Genomic DNA, 18,641 nt, shown 5'->3' on the forward strand with positions numbered 1-18,641 from the left:
GCCGCGCGATGCCGCCGGCGCATGGCCGGCCGGCCGATCGCGGCGGGGCGGACCGCCCTCGATAGCGAGTCATTGATGATGGAATTCGGGCCGTGAGAAATACGCTGCTAGATCCCTACGAACACATTCCCCGGAGCGTGGTCGTGCTCGCCAACGAATTCGCGGCGGGTACGACGTTTCCGGATCATGCGCACGTGCGCGGGCAATTCGCATTCGCGTCGCGCGGCACGATCAGCGTGTCCACGCCGCACGGCCGCTGGCTGGTGCCGCCGCAGCGCGCGTGCTGGGTGCCGGCCGGCGTGCGGCACGAAATGACGATGACGGGGCCGGTCACGATGCTCAACGCGTTCGTGTCCGCCGACGCCGCGCAGGCGGCCGGGCTGCCCACCCAGTGCGGCGTGTATGGCGTGTCGCCGCTGCTGCGGCAACTGATCGACGATGCGATCGACTTGCCGGCCATGTACGACGTCGACGGCCGCGCGGGCAAGCTGATGGATCTGCTGATCGCCGAAATCGCGACGATGCCGCGTCTGTCGCTGCATGCGCCGTTACCGGCCGATGCACGGCTGGCGAAAGTCTGCCGGCATCTGTTCGCGGCGCCGTCGATCGCGGCCGATCTCGACCGGGTCGCGGCCGACGCGGGCGTGAGCCGGCGTACCTTCACGCGGCAGTTCCGTGCGCAGACGGGCGTGAGTTTCGCCGCCTGGCGCCAGCAGGTATGCATGCTCGCGGCGATTGCGCGCCTGACCGACGGGCAGCCGGTGACGCGCGTCGCGCTCGATCTTGGCTACGCGAGTGCGAGCGCATTCACGTCGGCGTTTCGCCGCATTCTGGGCGACACGCCGAGCCGGTATCTGGAGATTCGTCGCTAGGCGCAGGGACGCCGCGCGGGTCACGCCGGTGCGCGGGCCGCGACGCCAAAAAAATACGCGTCCGCCAACTTCGACCGGACGCGTTCAAAGGCACTCTGTCTGACAAATGCGCGGACCGCTTGTCCGGCAGCGTCGCACGTGACGCCTGTCATTGTTGCTTCACAAGATTCAATTCTGCCGACTCGTTGCGGATAACGAAGAATACGCCGCATAACGCGCAAACGATATCGGGTCGACCCGACGATTGATGTGCTGTCGCAGCATGCGCTTCAATGGCGCGTTCGATATCGGAGCGGGAAGCCGATGACGGCAGGATCCGCAGCCGTCACCGGGTACGACGCGGCGCACCATCGAATGACGACGACGCGTGCCCCAAAACGCCGTGTGGCGCGATGCCTGCCGGTATCGCGCCACACGGCGGTGCGGTTGCACACGAAGCCGGCGAGCGCCGGCGCATGCGTCAAACGTCGAAGAACACGGTTTCTTCCGGTCCCTGCATGCGGATGTCGAAGCGGTAGACGACCGGGCGGCCCGGCTGCGCGTCGCGTTTCGCGACGAGCGTCGCACGTCGCTCGGCCGGCACCGTGTTCAGCACGGGGTCGACCGCGTTCGCGGCGGCTTCGTCGTCGAAGTACACGCGCGTGAACGCGTGGGTGAGGATGCCGCGCATCATCACGGTCACGTTGATGTGCGGCGCCTCGTCGGCGGCGATGCGGCCCGGCTTCACCGTCTCGACGACGAAGCGCTGCTGCGGATCGGTGCCCGTGCCGACCCGCGCGAAGCCCGTGAAGCCGGATTTCGCGATGTCGTCGCGCGACGCGGGATAGCGGCCCGCGGCGTCCACTTGCGTGAATTCGAGCACCGCGTCGCCCACGACGTTGCCGTCGCCGTCGAACACCTGCCCGACCAGCAGCACATGCTCGCCTTCGGCGTGCGCGGCGGCGATCGTCGGCGTGAACAGGCTTTTCAGGTCGTAGTCGTATTGCTGCGGGCACAGGCCGTACGCGAAGTACGGGCCGACCGTTTGCGAAGGGGTTTGCTTCAGCGTCGTCATGGTTCAGCGCTCCATCGGGGTGGCGTCGCGGCCGCGCAGCACGATGTCGAATTCGTAGCCGAGCGCATAGCCTTCTTCGGTGATGTCCATCGAGAAGCGCGAGATCAGGCGATCGCGCGCGGCTTCGGGCGTGCCCTGGAAGATCGGGTCGTACGCGAGCAGCGGATCGCCGGGGAAGTACATCTGCGTGACCAGACGCGAGCCGAAGTAATCGCCGAACAGCGAGAAGTGGATGTGATTCGGGCGCCACGCGTTCGGGTGGTTGCCCCACGGATACGCGCCGGGCTTGATCGTCAGGAAGCGGTAGCGGCCTTCGTCGTCGGTCAGGCAGCGGCCCGCGCCGAGGAAGTTCGGATCGAGCGGTGCGTCGTGCTGGTCGACCTTGTGCACGTAGCGGCCGGCCGCGTTGGCCTGCCACACTTCCACGAGCGTGTTGCGCACGGGCTTGCCGCCTTCGTCGAGCACGCGGCCGGTGACGACGATCCGCTCGCCGAGCGGCTCGCCGTTCTTCACGGCGTTCTTCGTCAGGTCGTGGTCGAGTGCGCCGAGATCTTCCGCGCCGTACACGGGTGCGTACTGGTCCCGCAGCTTCTCCTTCAGCGGGATCAGCGGGCGGGTCGGGCCGCGCTTCACGGACGAACGGTACTCGGGGTGAACATAAGCCGGATGCGACGGCCAGTCGCGCGGCGTGAGGATCGTGGGGGAATCCATCGGGGCGTCTCCTGATAGGTATTTCGCGAAGTGGACGACACGACTTTAGCCAATCCGGAAAGTTATGAAAAATGACCTTTTTTCGCGAATTGCATAACCATTAGTTATGTTCGTCCCGCCCATGAAAATTCCGCCGGACAGGAACCCTGTCCGGCGGAAAAAGCGATCGGGCTTCGCGTCGTCGGCGACGACCCCGTGCACGGCCCTCCAGCCAGCCCGTCGCTGTTTTTTGTCTTTCGTTCTCGTTGTTATTCGGCCTCCCCGAGCGTGCCCGTCGTCACGGATGGCGTGGATCGAACACGATTCCGTCGAATTCGAGCGCCAGCGTGCCGCTGCGCAGCAGGGCCGACGGTGTCGACGCGTGGCCGGCGCCGAGCACGTCGTTCACGTACTGCGCGCAGAAGCCGCGCCGCGCGCGCAGGTTGAAGCGACTGCCGAGCAGCGCATCGATTCGCCGTTCGGCCAGCGCATGGACGTGGCGCTGCGCGTCGACCGATGCTGCCGCGATGCGGCGCGCCAGCGCGATGCGTCCGCCGTCGGCACGGGCGACGAAGCGCGACAGCGGCGTGAGCTTCGTCCACGCGAACGCCGCGGCCTCGGCGAGCATCGGTTCGTCGCCCGACGTATCGACGACGATGCCGAAGCGATTGGCCCAGACGCCCGCCGAGCCGGTCGCGGCATCCGGCACACCGGCCGGCTCGCGGATGAACACGAGATCGCCGACGTGCGCGCCGGCGGCCAGCGTGCGCACGGTGGCGAGCGGCATCGTGCGATCGGTGTCGCGTGCATCGCGCGGGGCGGCGTGGCGCGGTTCGCTGGCGGCTGTGTCGATTCGGGCGGTCATTTCGGCTCCGTCGTTGCGTGACAGGACGGAGCGGATTATGCAGACAAGTAACCTGAATTGCTGATATGGATGCGCGAGTAGCCTAATATCCGACCACGAGCATCATTTTTCGATACCGACATGACCGAGATCGCCCAACTCATCGAAACGCTGAAGCGCCAGTTGAAGGCGCAGGGAATGACTTACCGGGACGTCGCGCGTGCGCTCGACGTCTCCGAAACGAGCGTGAAGCGGCTGTTCGCAAGCGGCCGCTTCACGCTGGAGCGCGTCGCGGAGATCGCGCAACTGCTCGGCTATACGCTCGCCGAGCTCGTGCAGGAAGCGTCCGCGTCCGCGCCGCGCTTGCGCGTGCTGACCGAGCAGCAGGAGGCGCTGCTCGTGTCGGACGAGAAGCTGCTGCTGGTCGCCGTGTGCGCGATCAATTACTGGACCGTGCAGGACATCGTGTCGGCCTATCGCGTCACGCAGGCCGAGTGCGTGAAGTATCTCCTGATGCTCGACCGGATGAACGTGATCGCGCTGCTGCCCGGCGACCGGATTCGCGTACGCGTCGCGCGCGATTTCGACTGGCTGCCGGGCGGGCCGATCCGCCGCTACTTCCATGCGCACGTGCTCGACGACTTTCTCGGCAGCCGCTTCGACGGCCCGGGCGAGACGATGACGTTCCTGCAAGGGATGCTGACGGACGCGGCCGCCGCGGAGCTCGAACAAGAGCTGCGGCGGCTGAGCAGCAAGGCGGCGGCGCTGCATGCGGAGTCGTCGTCCGCGCCGCTCGGGCAGAAGCACGGCACGGCCTTGCTGATCGCGAAACGGATCTGGGAGCCGACGGGATTCCACGCGCTGCGGCGCCATGCATGACGCCGTGCCGAACGCTTGGGCCTTTCCGGAAAGTTATGCAAAATGGCGATTCATCGTCATTCGCATAACCGCCCGTTATGAATAACCGTATCGCCGACGGTCGCGTCAAATTCCGGCACCTGCAGTGTTTCCTCGCGGTCGCCCAACTGGGCGGCGTGCAGAAGGCGGCCGAAAGCCTGTCGATCACGCAGCCGGCCGTGTCGAAGACGATCGCCGAGCTGGAGGCGATCCTCGGCGTGAAGCTGTTCGAGCGCGGCCGGCACGGCGCACAGCCCACCCGCGAAGCGCAACTGTTCATGCCGCACGCGAATGCGTGCGTGCTGGCGCTGCGGCAGGGCGTCGGGCTGCTGGCGCGCGAGGGCGGGGCCGCTGCCGCGACGCTGGAAATGGGCATGCTGCCGACCGTCGCGGCTTCGCTCGCACCGGCGTTGATGAAGGCGTTGACCGCACGCTGGCCGCGCATCGTCGTGCGGATCGCGACGGCCGCGAACGCCGAGTTGCTCGAGCGTCTGAAATCCGGGGCGATCGAATGCGCGATCGGCCGGCTGTCGGAGCCGGAGCGGATGATCGGGCTCGCGTTCGAACAGCTGTACAACGAGCCGCTCGTCGCGGTCGTGCGCGCCGGGCATCCGCTGCTCGCGAGCGCGGCGCCGGCCGCCGAGCTGGCGCGCTACCCGGTCGTGCTGCCGCCGTTCGGCACGTTGATCCGCCAGTCCGCCGAGCAACTCCTCGGCGCATGCGGCGCGCCGCCGCTGGATTCGTTCATCGAGGTGCTGTCGGTATCGGTCGCGCGCGCACTGGCGCTCGAGAACGACGCGGTCTGGTTCGTGCCGCTCTATGCAGCCGAATACGATCTGTCGGCCGGCGCGCTGGCGCGCCTGCCGCTGCCGTCGGCGGGCACCGACGAGCCGGTCGGGCTCGTGCTGCGTACCGATGCGCAGCCGTCGCCGGTCGCGCGGACGCTGATCGATGCGGTGCGCGACATCGCGCGATCGCGGTTCGGTGCGGCGCGCCCGCACCAGGCGCCGCGCGCGTCGCGCAAGCCCACTCGCGGCAAGCGGTGATCCACCGGGCCTGGCGGATGCGCCGGGTCCGATCTGCGTCTTGCCGAAGCATTGGCCATCCGGTCAGTAGCCGGCATCGGGGTGCTTGGCATGTCGTACCGTTTTTGATGCGATGGACGACAAGACGATGGCGAGACAGCAGATTCAGGTCACGCTCGGCGTGCGGTTCTTCCGGACGGCCCGCGGCCACGAGCCGGTGCGCGAATGGCTCAATGCGCTCGGGCAAGCGGAGCGAAGGGCGATCGGCGAAGAGATCAAGACCGTTCAACTCGGCTGGCCGCTCGGCATGCCGCTGGTCCGGAAGATGGCGAAGGATCTGTGGGAGATTCGCGTGACGGTGCCGGGGCGAAGCGCGCGCGTGCTGTTCACGGTCGTCGGCGACACGATGGTGCTGCTGCACGGCTTCTTCAAGCAGTCGCGGGCCACGCCGTCGGACGATCTCGACGTCACCGTCGCGCGCCTGAAAGCGCTGACGCACGCCATCTGAATTCCCCGGTTGCGCCGGAACGCACCGTCTCCGACGGTCGGGCAGCCGGCAACGCCATGCACCTGGAGTACGACATGACGACCACGAACAATCCGCATATCGGCAGCGATTTCGACGCCTTCCTCGAAGCGGACGGCAATCTCGAAGCGGCCACCGCCACCGCGATCAAGCGCGTGATCGCGTGGCAGATCGGGCAGGAAATGAAGGCGCAGCACATCACGAAAACCGCGATGGCCGCGCGGATGAAGACGAGCCGCGCCGCACTCAACCGTCTGCTCGACGAAACCGACACGAGCCTCACGCTGGCGACGCTCGCGAGCGCGGCCGCCGCGCTCGGCAAACGGCTCAGCTTCGAGCTGGTGCCGGCCTGACGGGCGCGAACCCACGGCGCACGGCCGGATCGACGCGAGTGTTCGCGCGATCGGTGCGGCGAGTCGGCGGGCGTCGGCGCCGCGGGCGCCTGCCGCGTCATCGGCGCGGGCCGGTGAGCTGCAGATAAAGCAGTGCGCCGCCCGCGAGCAGCAGCGGGCACAGGAAATACCATCCGGTCGTCACGAACAGCCCGGCGACGGCAATCAGCGAAATCCACGCGCAACGATATGCGATGCCGCCACGCGGCAGCAGCTTCAGCGCAGCCGCCGCGCCGAGCCCGTACACCATCACGAAACATCCGGACGTCACGAGCACGAGCGGCTTCGGCCCGACGTCCGACACCGCCGTGGCGGCCAGCGCGATGGCCGCGAGCACCGCGATCACGCCGAGGCTGCGGCGCGGCACGCCGCCGACCTGGCTGCCTTGCGCGAGCCATGCGGGCAGTGCGCCGTCGCGCCCGAGCGCCGCGCCGAGTTTGGCCGCGCCGGCGAAATACGCGTTCATCGTGCCGAGCGTGAGCAGCAGCGCGGCGGCCGCCGCCAGCACCTGCGCATGGCCGCCAATGCCGCCCGCGATCAGTTCGGCGAGCGGCGCGCCCGATGCACCCGCGGAAGGCCCGAGCACCGTCACGCTCGCGGCGGCCACCGACAGATACAGGAACCCGACGACCACGACCGCGATGCCGGCCGAGCGCGGCATGTCGTGCGCGGGCCGGCGGAACTCGGCCGCGAGATGCGTGATCGCTTCCCAGCCGGCGAAGCTCCACACGAGCAACGCGGCGGCCTGGCCGACCGCGAGCCAGCCGTGCGGGGCGAACGGATGGAGGTTCGCGGCGCGGGCATGCGGCGCGGACGCAAGCACCGCGGCAAGCAGTAGCGCGACGAGCAGCGCCGACAACACCAGTTGCATGCGGCCCGACACGGTGACGCCGAACGCGTTCGCGGCCGACACGGTCGCGATCAGCGCGGCGGCCGTGACGACGACCGTCGTGTGTCCGCCGCCCGTGACGGCCGCGACGTATGCGCCGCCGAACATCGCGGCGGCCGGCGCGCCGGCCGGCACCGCGAAGTAGAAGCACCAGCCGACGATCGCCGCCGCCTTCGGGCCGAATGCGCGCCGCGCGTAGGTCGACACGCCGCCGGCGTCGGGATAGCGGGCGCCGAGTGCGGCGAAGGTGGCCGCGAGCGGCCCGGACAGTACGACGAGCGCGGCCCATGCGAGTAGCGAGGCCGGCCCGGCGACTTCGGCGGCGAGCGCGGGCAGCGCGATCACGCCGGTGCCGAGCACCGCGCCGATATAGAGCGCGGCGCCCTGGAAAATGGTCAGCGAACCCGCGTGATGGGCAACGGGCGAATCGGCATGCGAAGGCATGAGCGGCAGTCTCCGGAAGTCTTGTCTTGTGTAGGCGACGCGCGCAAGCTCGCGCGGTCGATCGTCCGATGCTACCCGAACGATGGCGACCGCGCGGCCCGGCGATCAGTAGTCGTGTGCCGCGTGCGTGTCAGCCGATGTCAGCAGGAACGCGCGAGCCGCAGGCGCGCGTCCTCGCACGCGGCGGCCGACAGCTCGGGCGCGTAATGGAACGTACCCGATACCAGCGATGCGACGGGCACGCCGTCGCGAAACAGCACGCGGTTGCCGGCCAGCGCCGGCACCTTGTCGCCGGGCAGCAGCGTGCCGGCGAGATTCAGCGGGTCGGCGCCCGTCACGCATACATACTGCCCATCGCCCGGTTGCCGGCGCAGTTCGCGCAGGATCGGGATGGCCTCGGGCAGCGCGAACTGCTCGCCCGCGAGCCCGGCGACGAAGCGACCGCCGCGAATCTCGCCGCGTGCTTCGAGGCGCTGCAGCACGCGCACGAGTTCGCGCCAGCTCGGCAGCCAGTCGGCTTCGCGTTCGAGCAACCGCCAGAACACGACGCCGTAGCGGCGCAGCAGCGTCCACACGATGTGTTCGAGTGCGTCGGGATCGGTCGTGGCGGGGCCGCGTTTCGGTGCGGGCGCGTCGTCGTCCGGCGGTGCCCGACGCTGCACGAGCGCCCAGCGGCCGGCGTCGTCCATTCCGCCGATCAGCGCGCCGCCGCGTCGTGTACGCGGTGCATAGGTCGCACTGCGCTTGACGGCCGGCTTCAGCAGCGCGCGCAGGCCCGCGTAACTGTCCGCGTTCACGAGGCCGGCCGACACGAGTTCGCCGAGCGCCTGTTCGAGTTCGACGGGCAGCATGTGCAGGTCGTCGAGCAATGCGTCGAAGAACATCGCGCCGTGCGCGGCGAGCGCGTCGCGCACCTGTGTGGCGCGTGCGGACAGCGCAGGCTGCGCATCGGGATCGCGCAGCGCCTGCCACGCGGAAAGATGGCGGCGCGGCAGCAGCACGATCGGCGTCGTCTTCACGGGCGTGCCGGCTGCGCGCGCCGGCGCGCCGATGCGGGTCCACACCAGCTTGCCCGAGCGGCACAGCTCGTCGAGTCCGCCCGCCGTGTAGTCGGTGAGCCGCGCGGGCAGCAGCGCGTCTTCCCAGGCGCTCGCCGCGGCCTCGTAGCCTTCGAGCTGTTCGACCACGGCTGCCAGCGCGTCGCGACCGGTGCCACGCGTGTCGGGCGTCAGGTGCTGCCAGTGGAACAGGAAGCGCATGAAATCGGCGCGCTCGACCGGTTCGATCTCGCGGCGCAACCGCTTCACCGTATAGCGATGAATGCGCGCGAGCAGGTGACGTTCGCACCATTCGTCGGTCGTCGCGCCCGGCGTGAAGCGGCCGCGCATCACGTAGCCTTCGCGCTCCAGCGCCGCGAGCGCCGTCGCGATCGACGCGGGCGGCAGGCCGAGCGGCGCGGCGATCGCATCGACCGTGAGCGGCCCGAAGCCGGTGAGTCGCGCGCGGATCACGTCGACGAGCGCCGCATCGGTTTCCCACGGCTGCGCGCACGCGGCCGGCACCTTGAGCGCCGGTGTCGTGCGGGCGTCGGGATGCAGCGCGCGCACGCACACGAGCCGCTCGACCGGCACCCACAGCACGGCGCCGCCCGGTGTCGCGAGTTGCGTCGCGCGGCGGCGTTCCGCGAGTTCCGCGAGTCGCTCCGGCCAGCCTGCGTGCGCGTGCGCCTCGCTGTCGGCGACGCAGGCGAGCGTGAGCAGCGCATCGTGCATCTCGTCGGCGTCGCGCGCGAGCGGCCACGCTTCGTCGCGCACGGCGGCGATCGCATCGGCGTCGAGCGCGCCGAGATCGTCGGCCGATTCGGGATCGCTCCAGCGGCGCGACTGCACGGCCTGCGTGCGGCGCTCCTCCAGCGGCGCATCGTCGAGGAACGCGTAGGGCTTCGCGTTCAGGATCTCGGCGGCGAGCGGCGACGGCGCGGGCAAGTCGCGCGCGACGAGTTCGATCGCGCCGCTCTCGATCCGGCGCAGCAGCGCAAGCCAGCCGTCGGTGTCCATCGCGTCGTGCAGGCAATCGTCGAGCGTCTGGTCGACGAGCGGATGATGCGGAATCTCGCGTTCGCCGACGACGTTCTCGAGGCACGCGACCTGATCGGGGAACACCGTCGCGAGCAGATCGTCGCTCTTCATCCGCTGCAGTTGCGGCGCGGTGCGCCGGCCGCCGGTGAAACGCGGCAGCGCGAGCGCGGTGGTCGCGTTCCAGCGCCAGCGCACGCCGAACATCGGCGCGTCGAGCAGCGCCTGGATCAGCACGTGCTCGGCGCTGGCCGAACGCAGATAGCGCCACACTTCGTCGAGCGCGAAGCTGTGCGCGAGCGACAGCGACAGGATGATCGCGTCGTCGGTCGCGGCGGCCTGCAGCTCGAAGTTGAAGGTGCGGCAGAAGCGCTTGCGCAGCGCGAGTCCCCATGCACGGTTGATCCGGCTGCCGAACGGCGAATGGATCACGAGCTGCGTGCCGCCCGATTCGTCGAAGAAACGCTCCATCACGAGCGTGTCCTGCGTCGGCAATGCGCCGAGCGCCGCGCGAGTGCGCGCGAGGTAGTCGGCGATCTGGCGCGCGGCGTCGGGCGACAGGCGCAGATCGTCGACGAGCCAGCGCAACGCGGGCGCGAGGCGGCTTTCGGTGGGCGCGAGCGAGGTGGCGGCGGCAACGGTTCGCGAGTCGGCGACGACGCCGGTCTGGGCCGCTGGTTGGGCGTTGCCGTGCGTCTCGGTCTTGCCGGCCGCGTTGCCGGCCGCGCGCTTGCGTCCGCCGGCGTTCGCCTGCCGGTCGCCTTCCGCGAGCAGGCCGTCGATCCGTGCGCGCAGCCGCCCGACCGCCGCCGACAGCTCGTCGCTGCGTCCGAGCCCCTCGCCGAGCCAGAACGGAATGCTCGGCGATTGACCTTGCGCATCCTCGACGCGCACGCAGCCCGTTTCCACGCGAATGATCCGGTACGACTGGTTGCCGAGCTGGAACACGTCGCCGGCGAGGCTCTCGATCGCGAAATCCTCGTTGACGGTGCCGACCTGGATGCCCTGCGGTTCGAGCAGCACCGCGTAGTCGGCCATGTCGGGGATCGTGCCGCCGGAGGTGGTCGCGGTCATCATCGCGTTGCGGCGGCCGCGCACGGTGCCGCCGATCACGTCGCGGTGCAGGTACGCGCCGCGCACGCCGCGGCGGCTCGTGAATCCCTCGGCGAGCATCTTCATCACTTCGTCGAAGCGTTCGCGCGTCAGCCGCGCGTACGGCGCGGCGCGCGTGAAGCTCGCATACAGTGCGTCTTCGTGCCATTCCGTGCACGCGACTTCGGCGACGATCTGCTGGGCGAGCACGTCGAGCGGCGCTTCGGGAATCCGCAGCGCATCGAGTTCGCCGCGTTGCACGCAGTCGAGCAGCGCCGCGCATTCGACCAGCTCGTCGCGCGACAGCGGAAACAGCCGCCCCTTCGGCACGCCGCCGACATGGTGCCCCGAGCGGCCGACGCGCTGCAGGAACGGTGCGATGCCGCGCGGCGAGCCGACCTGGCAGACGAGATCGACGTCGCCGATGTCGATGCCGAGTTCGAGCGACGCGGTCGCGACGAGCAGCTTCAATTCGCCGCGTTTCAGGCGCTGCTCGGCGTCGAAGCGGTGCTCCTTCGCCAGACTGCCGTGATGCGCGGCGATCGCGTCCTTGCCGAGCCGGTCGGCGAGATGGCGCGCCATGCGCTCGGCGGTGCGCCGCGTGTTGACGAATACCAGCGTCGTGCGATGCGCGGCCGCGAGCCCGGCGATGCGGTCGTACACCTGTTCCCACACGTCGGTCGCCATCACCGGTTCGAGCGGCACGTTCGGCAGTTCGAGCGCGAGATCGCGCTCGCGGGTGTGGCCGGTGTCGACGATCGCGCAGTCGCGCGGCGCGTCGGCCGGCCCGCCGACGAGGAAGCGCGCGACCGCGTCGATCGGCTTTTGCGTGGCCGACAGCCCGATGCGCGGCAGCGCGTGCCCGGCCAGCGCGTCGAGGCGTTCGAGCGACAGCGCGAGATGGCTGCCGCGCTTGGACGACGCCAGCGCATGGATTTCGTCGACGATGACCGAGCGCACGGTCGACAGCATCTGCCGTCCCGACGTGGACGACAGCAGCACGTACAGCGATTCGGGCGTCGTGACGAGGATGTGCGGCGCGCGCTTGCGCAGCGCCGCGCGCTCGGCCTGCGTCGTGTCGCCGGTGCGCACCGCGGTGCGAATCGCCGGCACCGGCAGGCCGAGTTGCGCGAGCGATTCGGCGATGCCGGCGAGCGGCGCGTCGAGGTTCACGTGGATGTCGTTCGACAGCGCCTTCAGCGGCGATACGTAGACGACCAGCGTCGCATCGGGCAGCGTGCCGTCGTGCGCGAGCGCATCGCGCACCAGATCGTCGAGCGCGCACAGGAAGGCGGTGAGCGTCTTGCCGGAGCCGGTCGGCGCGGCGACGAGCGTCGAGCGGCCGGCCTTGATGTGCGGCCACGCGAGCGCCTGCGCGCCGGTCGGCGCGGCGAACGTGCGCCGGAACCACGCGGCGACGGCCGGGTGGAACACGTCGAGCGCGCGGGCGGCAGGGCGGGTAGCTGTGACGTCCATCGGAGCGTTGAAATGGGGTGCGAGCGTGCGGATTGATCGCACGCGAATCGAATCGTCAGTGTGCCAGACGTCACCGGTGCGTGCCGGTCATGCATGCCGACGATTCCCCTCAGATGGGGGCCTGCCGTGCGCTTTCAATGGACGGAAAGTTGCGTGCACGTCGGCATGCCGACCGCGTGCCGATTTGTGTCGAATTGCAACTAGACGCGATGCAGCCAGCCGAGCCAGTGTTCGATCAGCGGCGCACGCGACCACAGCGATTGCGCGAGCCACAGCGTGCCGGCCCAGGCGGCGGCCACGATGATCAGGTCGCAATGCCCACTGTTCCACAGGTTGAGCGAGTGGCGCCGCCAGATCCACGGTACGCCGAGCGGATTGGGCCAGTCGGCGAGCAAATGCATCACGCCGCCGCACGCGAAGCCGAACAGCGGCGCGGCCCACGGCGGATGCGGATGATGGATGAGCCCGTGCCATCCGAGCGCGAGCAGCGCGACCCAGCCGATGCCCCAGTGCGTGATGGTGCGATGCGTGATCCACAGGCGGCGCTTGCGGCTCCACCATGCGACTTCGAGCCAGTCGGGCGCGGTGCCGCCCGCGACGCCCGCCGCGAACGCGGCGAGCATGCCCGAGTGCCACGGGCCGGTTGCGCCGGTTTGCGCGACGAGGACGGCGGCGGCGACGCCGGCCGCGACGCCGGATGCATGATGCGCATTGTGTGATGCCATAGGGAGCGAGACGAGAAAACGTGAAGCGGCGCGTGCACGAAACGATGATGCGGCGCGCAAGCGGGGCGCTATCTTCGCAGATCGGCCTGAGTCGCGGGCAGGTCGTTCGCCGATTTTTTTGTGCCGGCGACGACGGCTGCCGCGCGGTTCGCAACTTTCGGTTTTGTGCATTGCGCGATGGCGCGCACCGTAGGGGAGGTCGAGCGATCCCCGTGTGCGTCGCGGCGCAGCAACGTGAGCGCGCGTACCCAACCGGCACGCTTTCGCCGCCGCCGTGTGTTCGACCCTTTTTGTCCCCCTATACTACGAAGCCGGCATATGGCCGTCGGCGCGCCAGCGGCCATCCACGGATCAGGTGCTCGTCGCGCCTGAAGGAGATCCACATGGGGGACATGCAATGACTACGCTGAATCGCTTCAAATCATCCGCCGCCGTGCTGGCGACGGTCGCCGGCATCGGTTTCCTGCCGAATGCGCCCGCCTATGCGAAAGGGCCGCAGCCCGCGGTCCTGACGAGCTCCGCGGTGGCGGTGGCCGACAAGTACAGCGCGGATGCGGCGGAGCGGATCTTCAAGGAAGGCGGCAACGCGATCGACGCGGCCGTCGCGATCGCGTTCACGCTCGCCGTCACGTACCCGGAGGCCGGCAACATCGGCGGCGGCGGCTTCATGACGATCTACAAGGACGGCAAGCCGTACTTCATCGACTACCGCGAGCGTGCGCCGCTCGCCGCGACGAAGGACATGTACCTCGACAAGGACGGCAACGTCGTCAAGGGCATGAGCCTGTACGGCCCGCGCGCGGTCGGCGTGCCGGGCACGGTGGCCGGCATGTGGGAAGCGCAGAAGCGTTTCGGCAAGCTGAAGTGGAAGCAGGTGCTCGCGCCGGCGATCCACTATGCGCGCGACGGCTTCGTCGTCGACGAACAGCTCGCGCAGCGCGGCGTCGACGCCTCGAAGGAGTTCGGCGGCAAGACCAACTTCGACAAGTACTTCTCCGGGCTGAAGGCCGGCGCGAACTTCAAGCAGCCCGATCTCGCCGACGTGCTCACGCGCATCGCGGACGGCGGCGCGGAAGGTTTCTACAAGGGCAAGACGGCCGAGCTGATCGCCGCGTCGATGAAGACCGGCGACGGCAACGGGCTGATCACGACCGAGGATCTCGCGCAGTACCGCGCGGTGTGGCGCCAGCCGGTGCAGGCGAAGTGGAACGGCTATGACGTGATCACCGCGCCGCCGCCGAGCTCCGGCGGCATCGGCCTCGTGCAGTTGCTGAAGATGAAGGCCGACCTGAAGCAGGACTTCGAGGGCGTGAAGCTCAATTCGCCGCAGTACATCCACCTCGTCGCCGAAATCGAGAAACGCGTGTTCGCCGATCGGGCGCAGTATCTCGGCGATCCCGACTTCTACAAGGTGCCGATCGCGCAGCTGACCGACGATGCGTACATCGCGAAGCGCGCGGCCGAGGTCAACCCGAAGGAGCCGTCGGACACGAAGAGCGTGCAGCCGGGCCTCGGCACGACGATGCCGGAGAAGGCCGAAACGACGCACTTCTCGGTGGTCGACAAGTGGGGCAACGCGGTGTCGAACACGTACACGATCAACGGCTACTTCGGCTCGGGCGTGATCGCCGACGGCACCGGGATCGTGCTGAACGACGAGATGGACGACTTCTCCGCGAAGCCGGGCGTCGCGAACATGTTCGGCGTGGTCGGCAGCGACGCGAATGCGATCGAACCGAAGAAGCGCCCGCTGTCGTCGATGTCGCCGACGATCATGACGAAGGACGGCAAGGTGTCGCTCGTGATCGGCACGCCGGGCGGCTCGCGCATCTTCACGTCGATCTTCCAGGTGATCAACAACATCTACGACTTCAAGATGCCATTGAAGGAAGCCGTCGGTGCGATGCGTTTCCATCACCAGTTGCTGCCGCCGAACACGATCTTCTGGGAGCCGTACCACCCGATCGAAGGCGAACTCGCGAAGCAGATCGAGGCGCGCGGCTATACGCTGAAGGGGCAGGATTTCAGCGGCGACATCCAGGTCATCAAGATCGACGGCAAGACGCCGGAGGCGATGGCCGATCCGCGCGGGCGGGGCGTGACGCGGATCATTCGTTGACGTCGACATGAAGCGATGCGTGCGCGTCGGCGACAGCGGCCGCGCGCGCCGTTCGGCAGCCGGTGTTTCGATCCGGCTGCCGAATTTTTTTCAGCCGGTCGTGCGGATGAAGCCCGCGATCCGCGCGCCAATGGCATCGGGCGCATCCTCGAAGCAGTAGTGCCCGACACCCGCCAGCCGCTCGATCGGCGCGGATGGAAACAGGGCGGTAAAGAGCGGCAGGAAATGTTCGGCGCCGAGCGTTCGGTCGGCGTCTCCCCAGATCGCGAGCGCGGGTTTGCCGCGTATCGCGCGCAGCGCCGCCGCGTCGGGTTCCTCGAACCGGTGCATGCCGGCCGCGACCCCCCGGGGCCATCCGATTGCGCCGAGACAGTCGGCCGGTTGCGCGAACGGCGCGCCGTATGCGGCGATCCACGTATCGGTGATGATCGCGTGGTTCTCGAAGCCGTTCAGCTTCAGCGTGCTCAGGATATTGAAACCGAGCTGCCCGAGCACCGTTTCGAGCGTGTCGTCGGCCGCCGCGTGCATGATCCACCGGAACCACGGCGCATCGCGGCCATTCGCCGTCAGGCGCTCGACGAGATCGGATTGCCCGAACGGCGTCGGTCCGTTGGCCGAGACGATGCGCCGAATTCGGTCCGGATGCCGCGCGGCGAGCCCCATGCCGACCGGGCCGCCGAAGTCGTGCATCACCAGCGTGATGCGATCGAGGTCGAGCGCGAGCACGAAACGCTCGAGATTGTCGATGTGATCCTGCAGCCAGTAGCTGCGGCCCCGCGGCGTCGCGCTTTTGCCGAAGCCCATGTGATCGGGCACGACGACGCGGCATGTCGGGCTCAGCGCCGTCACGAGGTGGCGGAACAGATATCCCCACGTGGGTTCGCCATGCAGACACAGGACGATTTCACCGTCGCGCGGACCTTCGTCCACGTAGTGCATCCGGAAGCCGGATGCATCGTCGAAATGCGGGGCGAATGGAAAGGTGCCGTCGAACGTGGCATCGGACCGGATCATCGAATGCTCCTTCGGTAGTCGAGCAGAGTGGTTTCAAATTGAAACCTGACGAAAGCGTAGATCATGCGGTTGCAAGTTGCAACCGGGTAAATCGCGGAAGCGGTTGCCGGATGCAGGACGATGACGCGGGACGATGCGATAAAGCACAGAAATGTACGGTTTATAGGCTAAAAATGATGAAACCGTGTACCAATCTGGAATGGCGAGCGCGTTTCGTTCACCTATCCCGAACAGTCGGCTCCCCGGCATTGATCTTTTTTTGACAAGGTTTTATATTGCAACCATTCATTTCAACGAGAACGACCGCCGTTCAGCCCGTATCCCGGGCACGGCATCGCCGTACGCACCGATGAACAGACGCACCACGCACGAAGATTCCCTTTGCGGTGTCGCCCGCCCGCTGGACGCGATCGGCGACTGGTGGTCGCTGCTGATCGTCCGCGACGCGTTCGACGGGCTGCGCCGCTTCGGCGAATTCCAGAAGAATCTCGGCCTCGCGAAGAACATCCTGGCTGCCCGCCTGCGCAACCTGGTCGCGCACGGGATCATGGACGTCGTGCCGGCCGCCGACGGCGGCGCGCATCACGAATACGTGCTGACCGAAAAAGGACGCGGGCTGTTTCCGCTGCTGGTCGCGCTGCGGCAGTGGGGCGAGGATTTCTTCTTCGAACCGGACGAGGCGCACGTGCTGTTGGTCGACCGGAAGACCGGGCTGCCGGTCAGGAAGCTGGAGTTGCGTTCTCAGGACGGCCGCGTGCTCGGCCCGGAGGACACGGTCGTGCTGCCGCCGCCCGACTGATGCATCTCGAATCGGCAGGTATCGCCGCTTCAGCCACGCATGCGGCTGCGCGCGGCTGAGGTAAGCGACGAGAGGGAGTCGCGATGTGCCGTCGTTGAACATCCGACCGGTCGGCACATCGACGTTGTTCTTGAAAGTTGTGCACGCAACGTTGCCCGGAATGCCGGTATGGATGAAATCGCGTTCAACTTCGATCGCTCGCCGCGTTGCTTTCGAGGAAACTATCCACCGCGATCAGCGACTGTTCGTCGAGCGTGCCGAGCACGCTTTTCAGCTTCAACTGCAACTTCAGCGCATCGAGATAGCTGTCGAACAGCTTCTGCCGGATGCCCGAGATGTCGCGCCGCAGGTTCAGCGTTTCGTACGTCGTGCTGTAGCCGACCTGATGCGCCTTCATCGACGACTCGTACGCGAGCCGCGCGGCCTGCAGCGACTGCTGCAGCGCGCGAATGCGCTTGCCGGCCGACTCGAGCGCGGCCAACGCCTCGCGACGATCGGTGCCCAGTTGTTCCTCGACCTCGCGCAGCCGGTTGCGGTACTGCTCGGTCACGTGCTCGGCCTCGACCTGCCGGTAGTACACGCTGCCGCCGGAGAAGATCGGAATCGTCACCTGTACGCCGACCGCGCTTTGATGGAAATCCGAGCGATCGGTGAGCCCGCGAAGGTTCGGATTGAGCCCGCGCGAATACGACGCGAAGAGGTCGACGGTCGGCAAGTGTTCGGCGCTGACACGCTTCGCGGCGAGCCGCGCGACCTGGACGTCGCGATAGGCCTGCCGGTACGCGGGATTGTCCTGCGGCGCATAGTCGCCCGACGGAATGCGCGGGGACGACCCGCGCATCGCGAGCCGCGGCCAGCGGGAGAAGTCGATCGCCGAACCGAGCAACGTCTCGTAACGGGCGCGCCGCGCGTCCACGTCGGTCTGCGCGAGCGCTTCGTCGGATTGCGCGAGGCTGCGACGCGCCTCGATCTCGGCGGTATCGCCGATCGTCTTCATCCCGAGTTGCGCCATGCGCCGCGTATCGCTCTCGAGTCGCGTGAGCGCGCTGACTTCGTCGTCGGCCGATTGCAGTTTCTCGCGCGCGCTCAGCAGATCGAAGCATGCATTCGCGACCCGCAGGATCAGGTCCTGCTTCGCGACCTCGAGCTTCTGTTTCGCCGCTTCCTCGTACTCGGTCGCGCGCCGCATGTCGTACAGGTAGGGCACGTTGAACAGCGCCTGCGTGACCTGCGCGGAACCATATGCCGCGTTGCTCGAGCCGCTGACGTCGATGCCGAACAGGTTCGCGTGCGTGCCGTAGCGCCCCCACTCGAGCTGCGCGGCAGCCTGCGGCAGCATTTGCGCACGGGCCTCGGGAAATTTCTGGCGGGCCGCATCGTATTCGCTGCGGGCCTGCAGGTAGCGCGGATCGTGCACGGACGCGTACTGGTAGGCGGTATCGAGGCAGAACGCACGGGCGTGTGCCGGCAGGCCGATTATCGTTACAGCGAACAATGTCATGGTTGCAAGCCGGGGATTCCACCTAGTCGAAAATCTTGATAGGGAAATACCCGCATCCGGTGTCGCCGACCCGCGATTCGTGCGCATCGTTTCAAACATGGCCGTCTCCGTCTCCTGTCCGTGCCGCAATGCATTGCGGCGGGATTTAAACGTATTGAAATTGGAATTCAAACAGCATGAATGCCTGATGATCGTCGCGCATCGGAA

At 68.0% G+C, this 18,641-nt stretch carries 15 protein-coding genes; 7 read left to right on the forward strand and 8 right to left on the reverse strand.

What is annotated here, in order from left to right; translation table 11 throughout:
- Nucleotides 1-92 precede the first annotated feature (92 nt).
- Complete coding sequence (locus tag WS54_RS05305; RefSeq protein ID WP_059783759.1) at nt 93-872, forward strand: AraC family transcriptional regulator; 780 nt, start codon at nt 93-95, stop codon at nt 870-872.
- 460 nt (nt 873-1,332) lie between these two features.
- On the opposite strand, the gene pcaG is transcribed toward WS54_RS05305, so the two are convergent.
- The 3 genes from pcaG to WS54_RS05325 all read right to left on the reverse strand — a co-directional run bounded on the left by pcaG (nt 1,333) and on the right by WS54_RS05325 (nt 3,481).
- Nucleotides 1,333-1,926, reverse strand: coding sequence for a protocatechuate 3,4-dioxygenase subunit alpha (gene pcaG / locus WS54_RS05315; protein ID WP_059783755.1), 594 nt, complete (start codon nt 1,924-1,926; stop codon nt 1,333-1,335).
- Nucleotides 1,927-1,929: 3 nt separating this feature from the next.
- Complete coding sequence (gene pcaH, locus WS54_RS05320; protein ID WP_059783752.1) at nt 1,930-2,637, reverse strand: protocatechuate 3,4-dioxygenase subunit beta; 708 nt, start codon at nt 2,635-2,637, stop codon at nt 1,930-1,932.
- 277 nt (nt 2,638-2,914) lie between these two features.
- Nucleotides 2,915-3,481 (reverse strand): YiiX/YebB-like N1pC/P60 family cysteine hydrolase, encoded by a 567-nt coding sequence (locus WS54_RS05325; RefSeq protein WP_059783750.1) that lies wholly within the window; start codon nt 3,479-3,481, stop codon nt 2,915-2,917.
- A 120-nt stretch (nt 3,482-3,601) separates the two neighbouring features.
- Here WS54_RS05325 and WS54_RS05330 point away from each other — a divergent pair, with 120 nt between their 5' ends.
- The 4 genes from WS54_RS05330 to WS54_RS05345 all read left to right on the forward strand — a co-directional run bounded on the left by WS54_RS05330 (nt 3,602) and on the right by WS54_RS05345 (nt 6,261).
- Nucleotides 3,602-4,339 (forward strand): helix-turn-helix domain-containing protein, encoded by a 738-nt coding sequence (locus WS54_RS05330; RefSeq protein ID WP_034205003.1) that lies wholly within the window; start codon nt 3,602-3,604, stop codon nt 4,337-4,339.
- 77 nt (nt 4,340-4,416) lie between these two features.
- A complete protein-coding gene (gene pcaQ / locus WS54_RS05335; RefSeq protein WP_059783748.1) occupies nt 4,417-5,403 on the forward strand; it encodes a pca operon transcription factor PcaQ in 987 nt (328 codons plus the stop codon).
- 127 nt (nt 5,404-5,530) lie between these two features.
- The gene (locus tag WS54_RS05340; protein ID WP_034206211.1) at nt 5,531-5,890 is read left to right on the forward strand and encodes a type II toxin-antitoxin system RelE/ParE family toxin; all 360 of its coding nucleotides are present in this window, start codon (nt 5,531-5,533) and stop codon (nt 5,888-5,890) included.
- Nucleotides 5,891-5,964: 74 nt separating this feature from the next.
- Nucleotides 5,965-6,261, forward strand: coding sequence for an XRE family transcriptional regulator (locus WS54_RS05345; RefSeq protein WP_012338300.1), 297 nt, complete (start codon nt 5,965-5,967; stop codon nt 6,259-6,261).
- 97 nt (nt 6,262-6,358) lie between these two features.
- On the opposite strand, the gene WS54_RS05350 is transcribed toward WS54_RS05345, so the two are convergent.
- The 3 genes from WS54_RS05350 to WS54_RS05360 all read right to left on the reverse strand — a co-directional run bounded on the left by WS54_RS05350 (nt 6,359) and on the right by WS54_RS05360 (nt 13,001).
- Entirely contained in the window at nt 6,359-7,633 is a 1,275-nt protein-coding gene (locus tag WS54_RS05350) for an APC family permease (RefSeq protein ID WP_059783745.1), read from the reverse strand.
- Nucleotides 7,634-7,773: 140 nt separating this feature from the next.
- Entirely contained in the window at nt 7,774-12,276 is a 4,503-nt protein-coding gene (locus tag WS54_RS05355) for a DEAD/DEAH box helicase (RefSeq protein WP_059783743.1), read from the reverse strand.
- 200 nt (nt 12,277-12,476) lie between these two features.
- On the reverse strand, nt 12,477-13,001 hold the full coding sequence (locus tag WS54_RS05360; RefSeq protein WP_059783740.1) for a metal-dependent hydrolase: 525 nt from the start codon (nt 12,999-13,001) through the stop codon (nt 12,477-12,479).
- A 397-nt stretch (nt 13,002-13,398) separates the two neighbouring features.
- On the opposite strand from WS54_RS05360, the gene ggt reads away from it, so the two are divergent.
- The gene (gene ggt / locus WS54_RS05365; protein ID WP_011547886.1) at nt 13,399-15,120 is read left to right on the forward strand and encodes a gamma-glutamyltransferase; all 1,722 of its coding nucleotides are present in this window, start codon (nt 13,399-13,401) and stop codon (nt 15,118-15,120) included.
- 90 nt (nt 15,121-15,210) lie between these two features.
- Here the strand turns inward: ggt and WS54_RS05370 are convergent, their stop codons facing one another.
- A complete protein-coding gene (locus WS54_RS05370) occupies nt 15,211-16,134 on the reverse strand; it encodes an alpha/beta fold hydrolase (RefSeq protein ID WP_059783737.1) in 924 nt (307 codons plus the stop codon).
- Nucleotides 16,135-16,483: 349 nt separating this feature from the next.
- Here WS54_RS05370 and WS54_RS05375 point away from each other — a divergent pair, with 349 nt between their 5' ends.
- Entirely contained in the window at nt 16,484-16,933 is a 450-nt protein-coding gene (locus WS54_RS05375; RefSeq protein WP_006479218.1) for a winged helix-turn-helix transcriptional regulator, read from the forward strand.
- Nucleotides 16,934-17,117: 184 nt separating this feature from the next.
- Here WS54_RS05375 and WS54_RS05380 read toward each other — a convergent pair whose 3' ends face one another.
- Complete coding sequence (locus WS54_RS05380) at nt 17,118-18,533, reverse strand: TolC family protein (RefSeq protein ID WP_059783734.1); 1,416 nt, start codon at nt 18,531-18,533, stop codon at nt 17,118-17,120.
- Nucleotides 18,534-18,641: the final 108 nt, after the last annotated feature.

This window comes from Burkholderia sp. NRF60-BP8 (assembly GCF_001522585.2).
Lineage (GTDB): Bacteria > Pseudomonadota > Gammaproteobacteria > Burkholderiales > Burkholderiaceae > Burkholderia.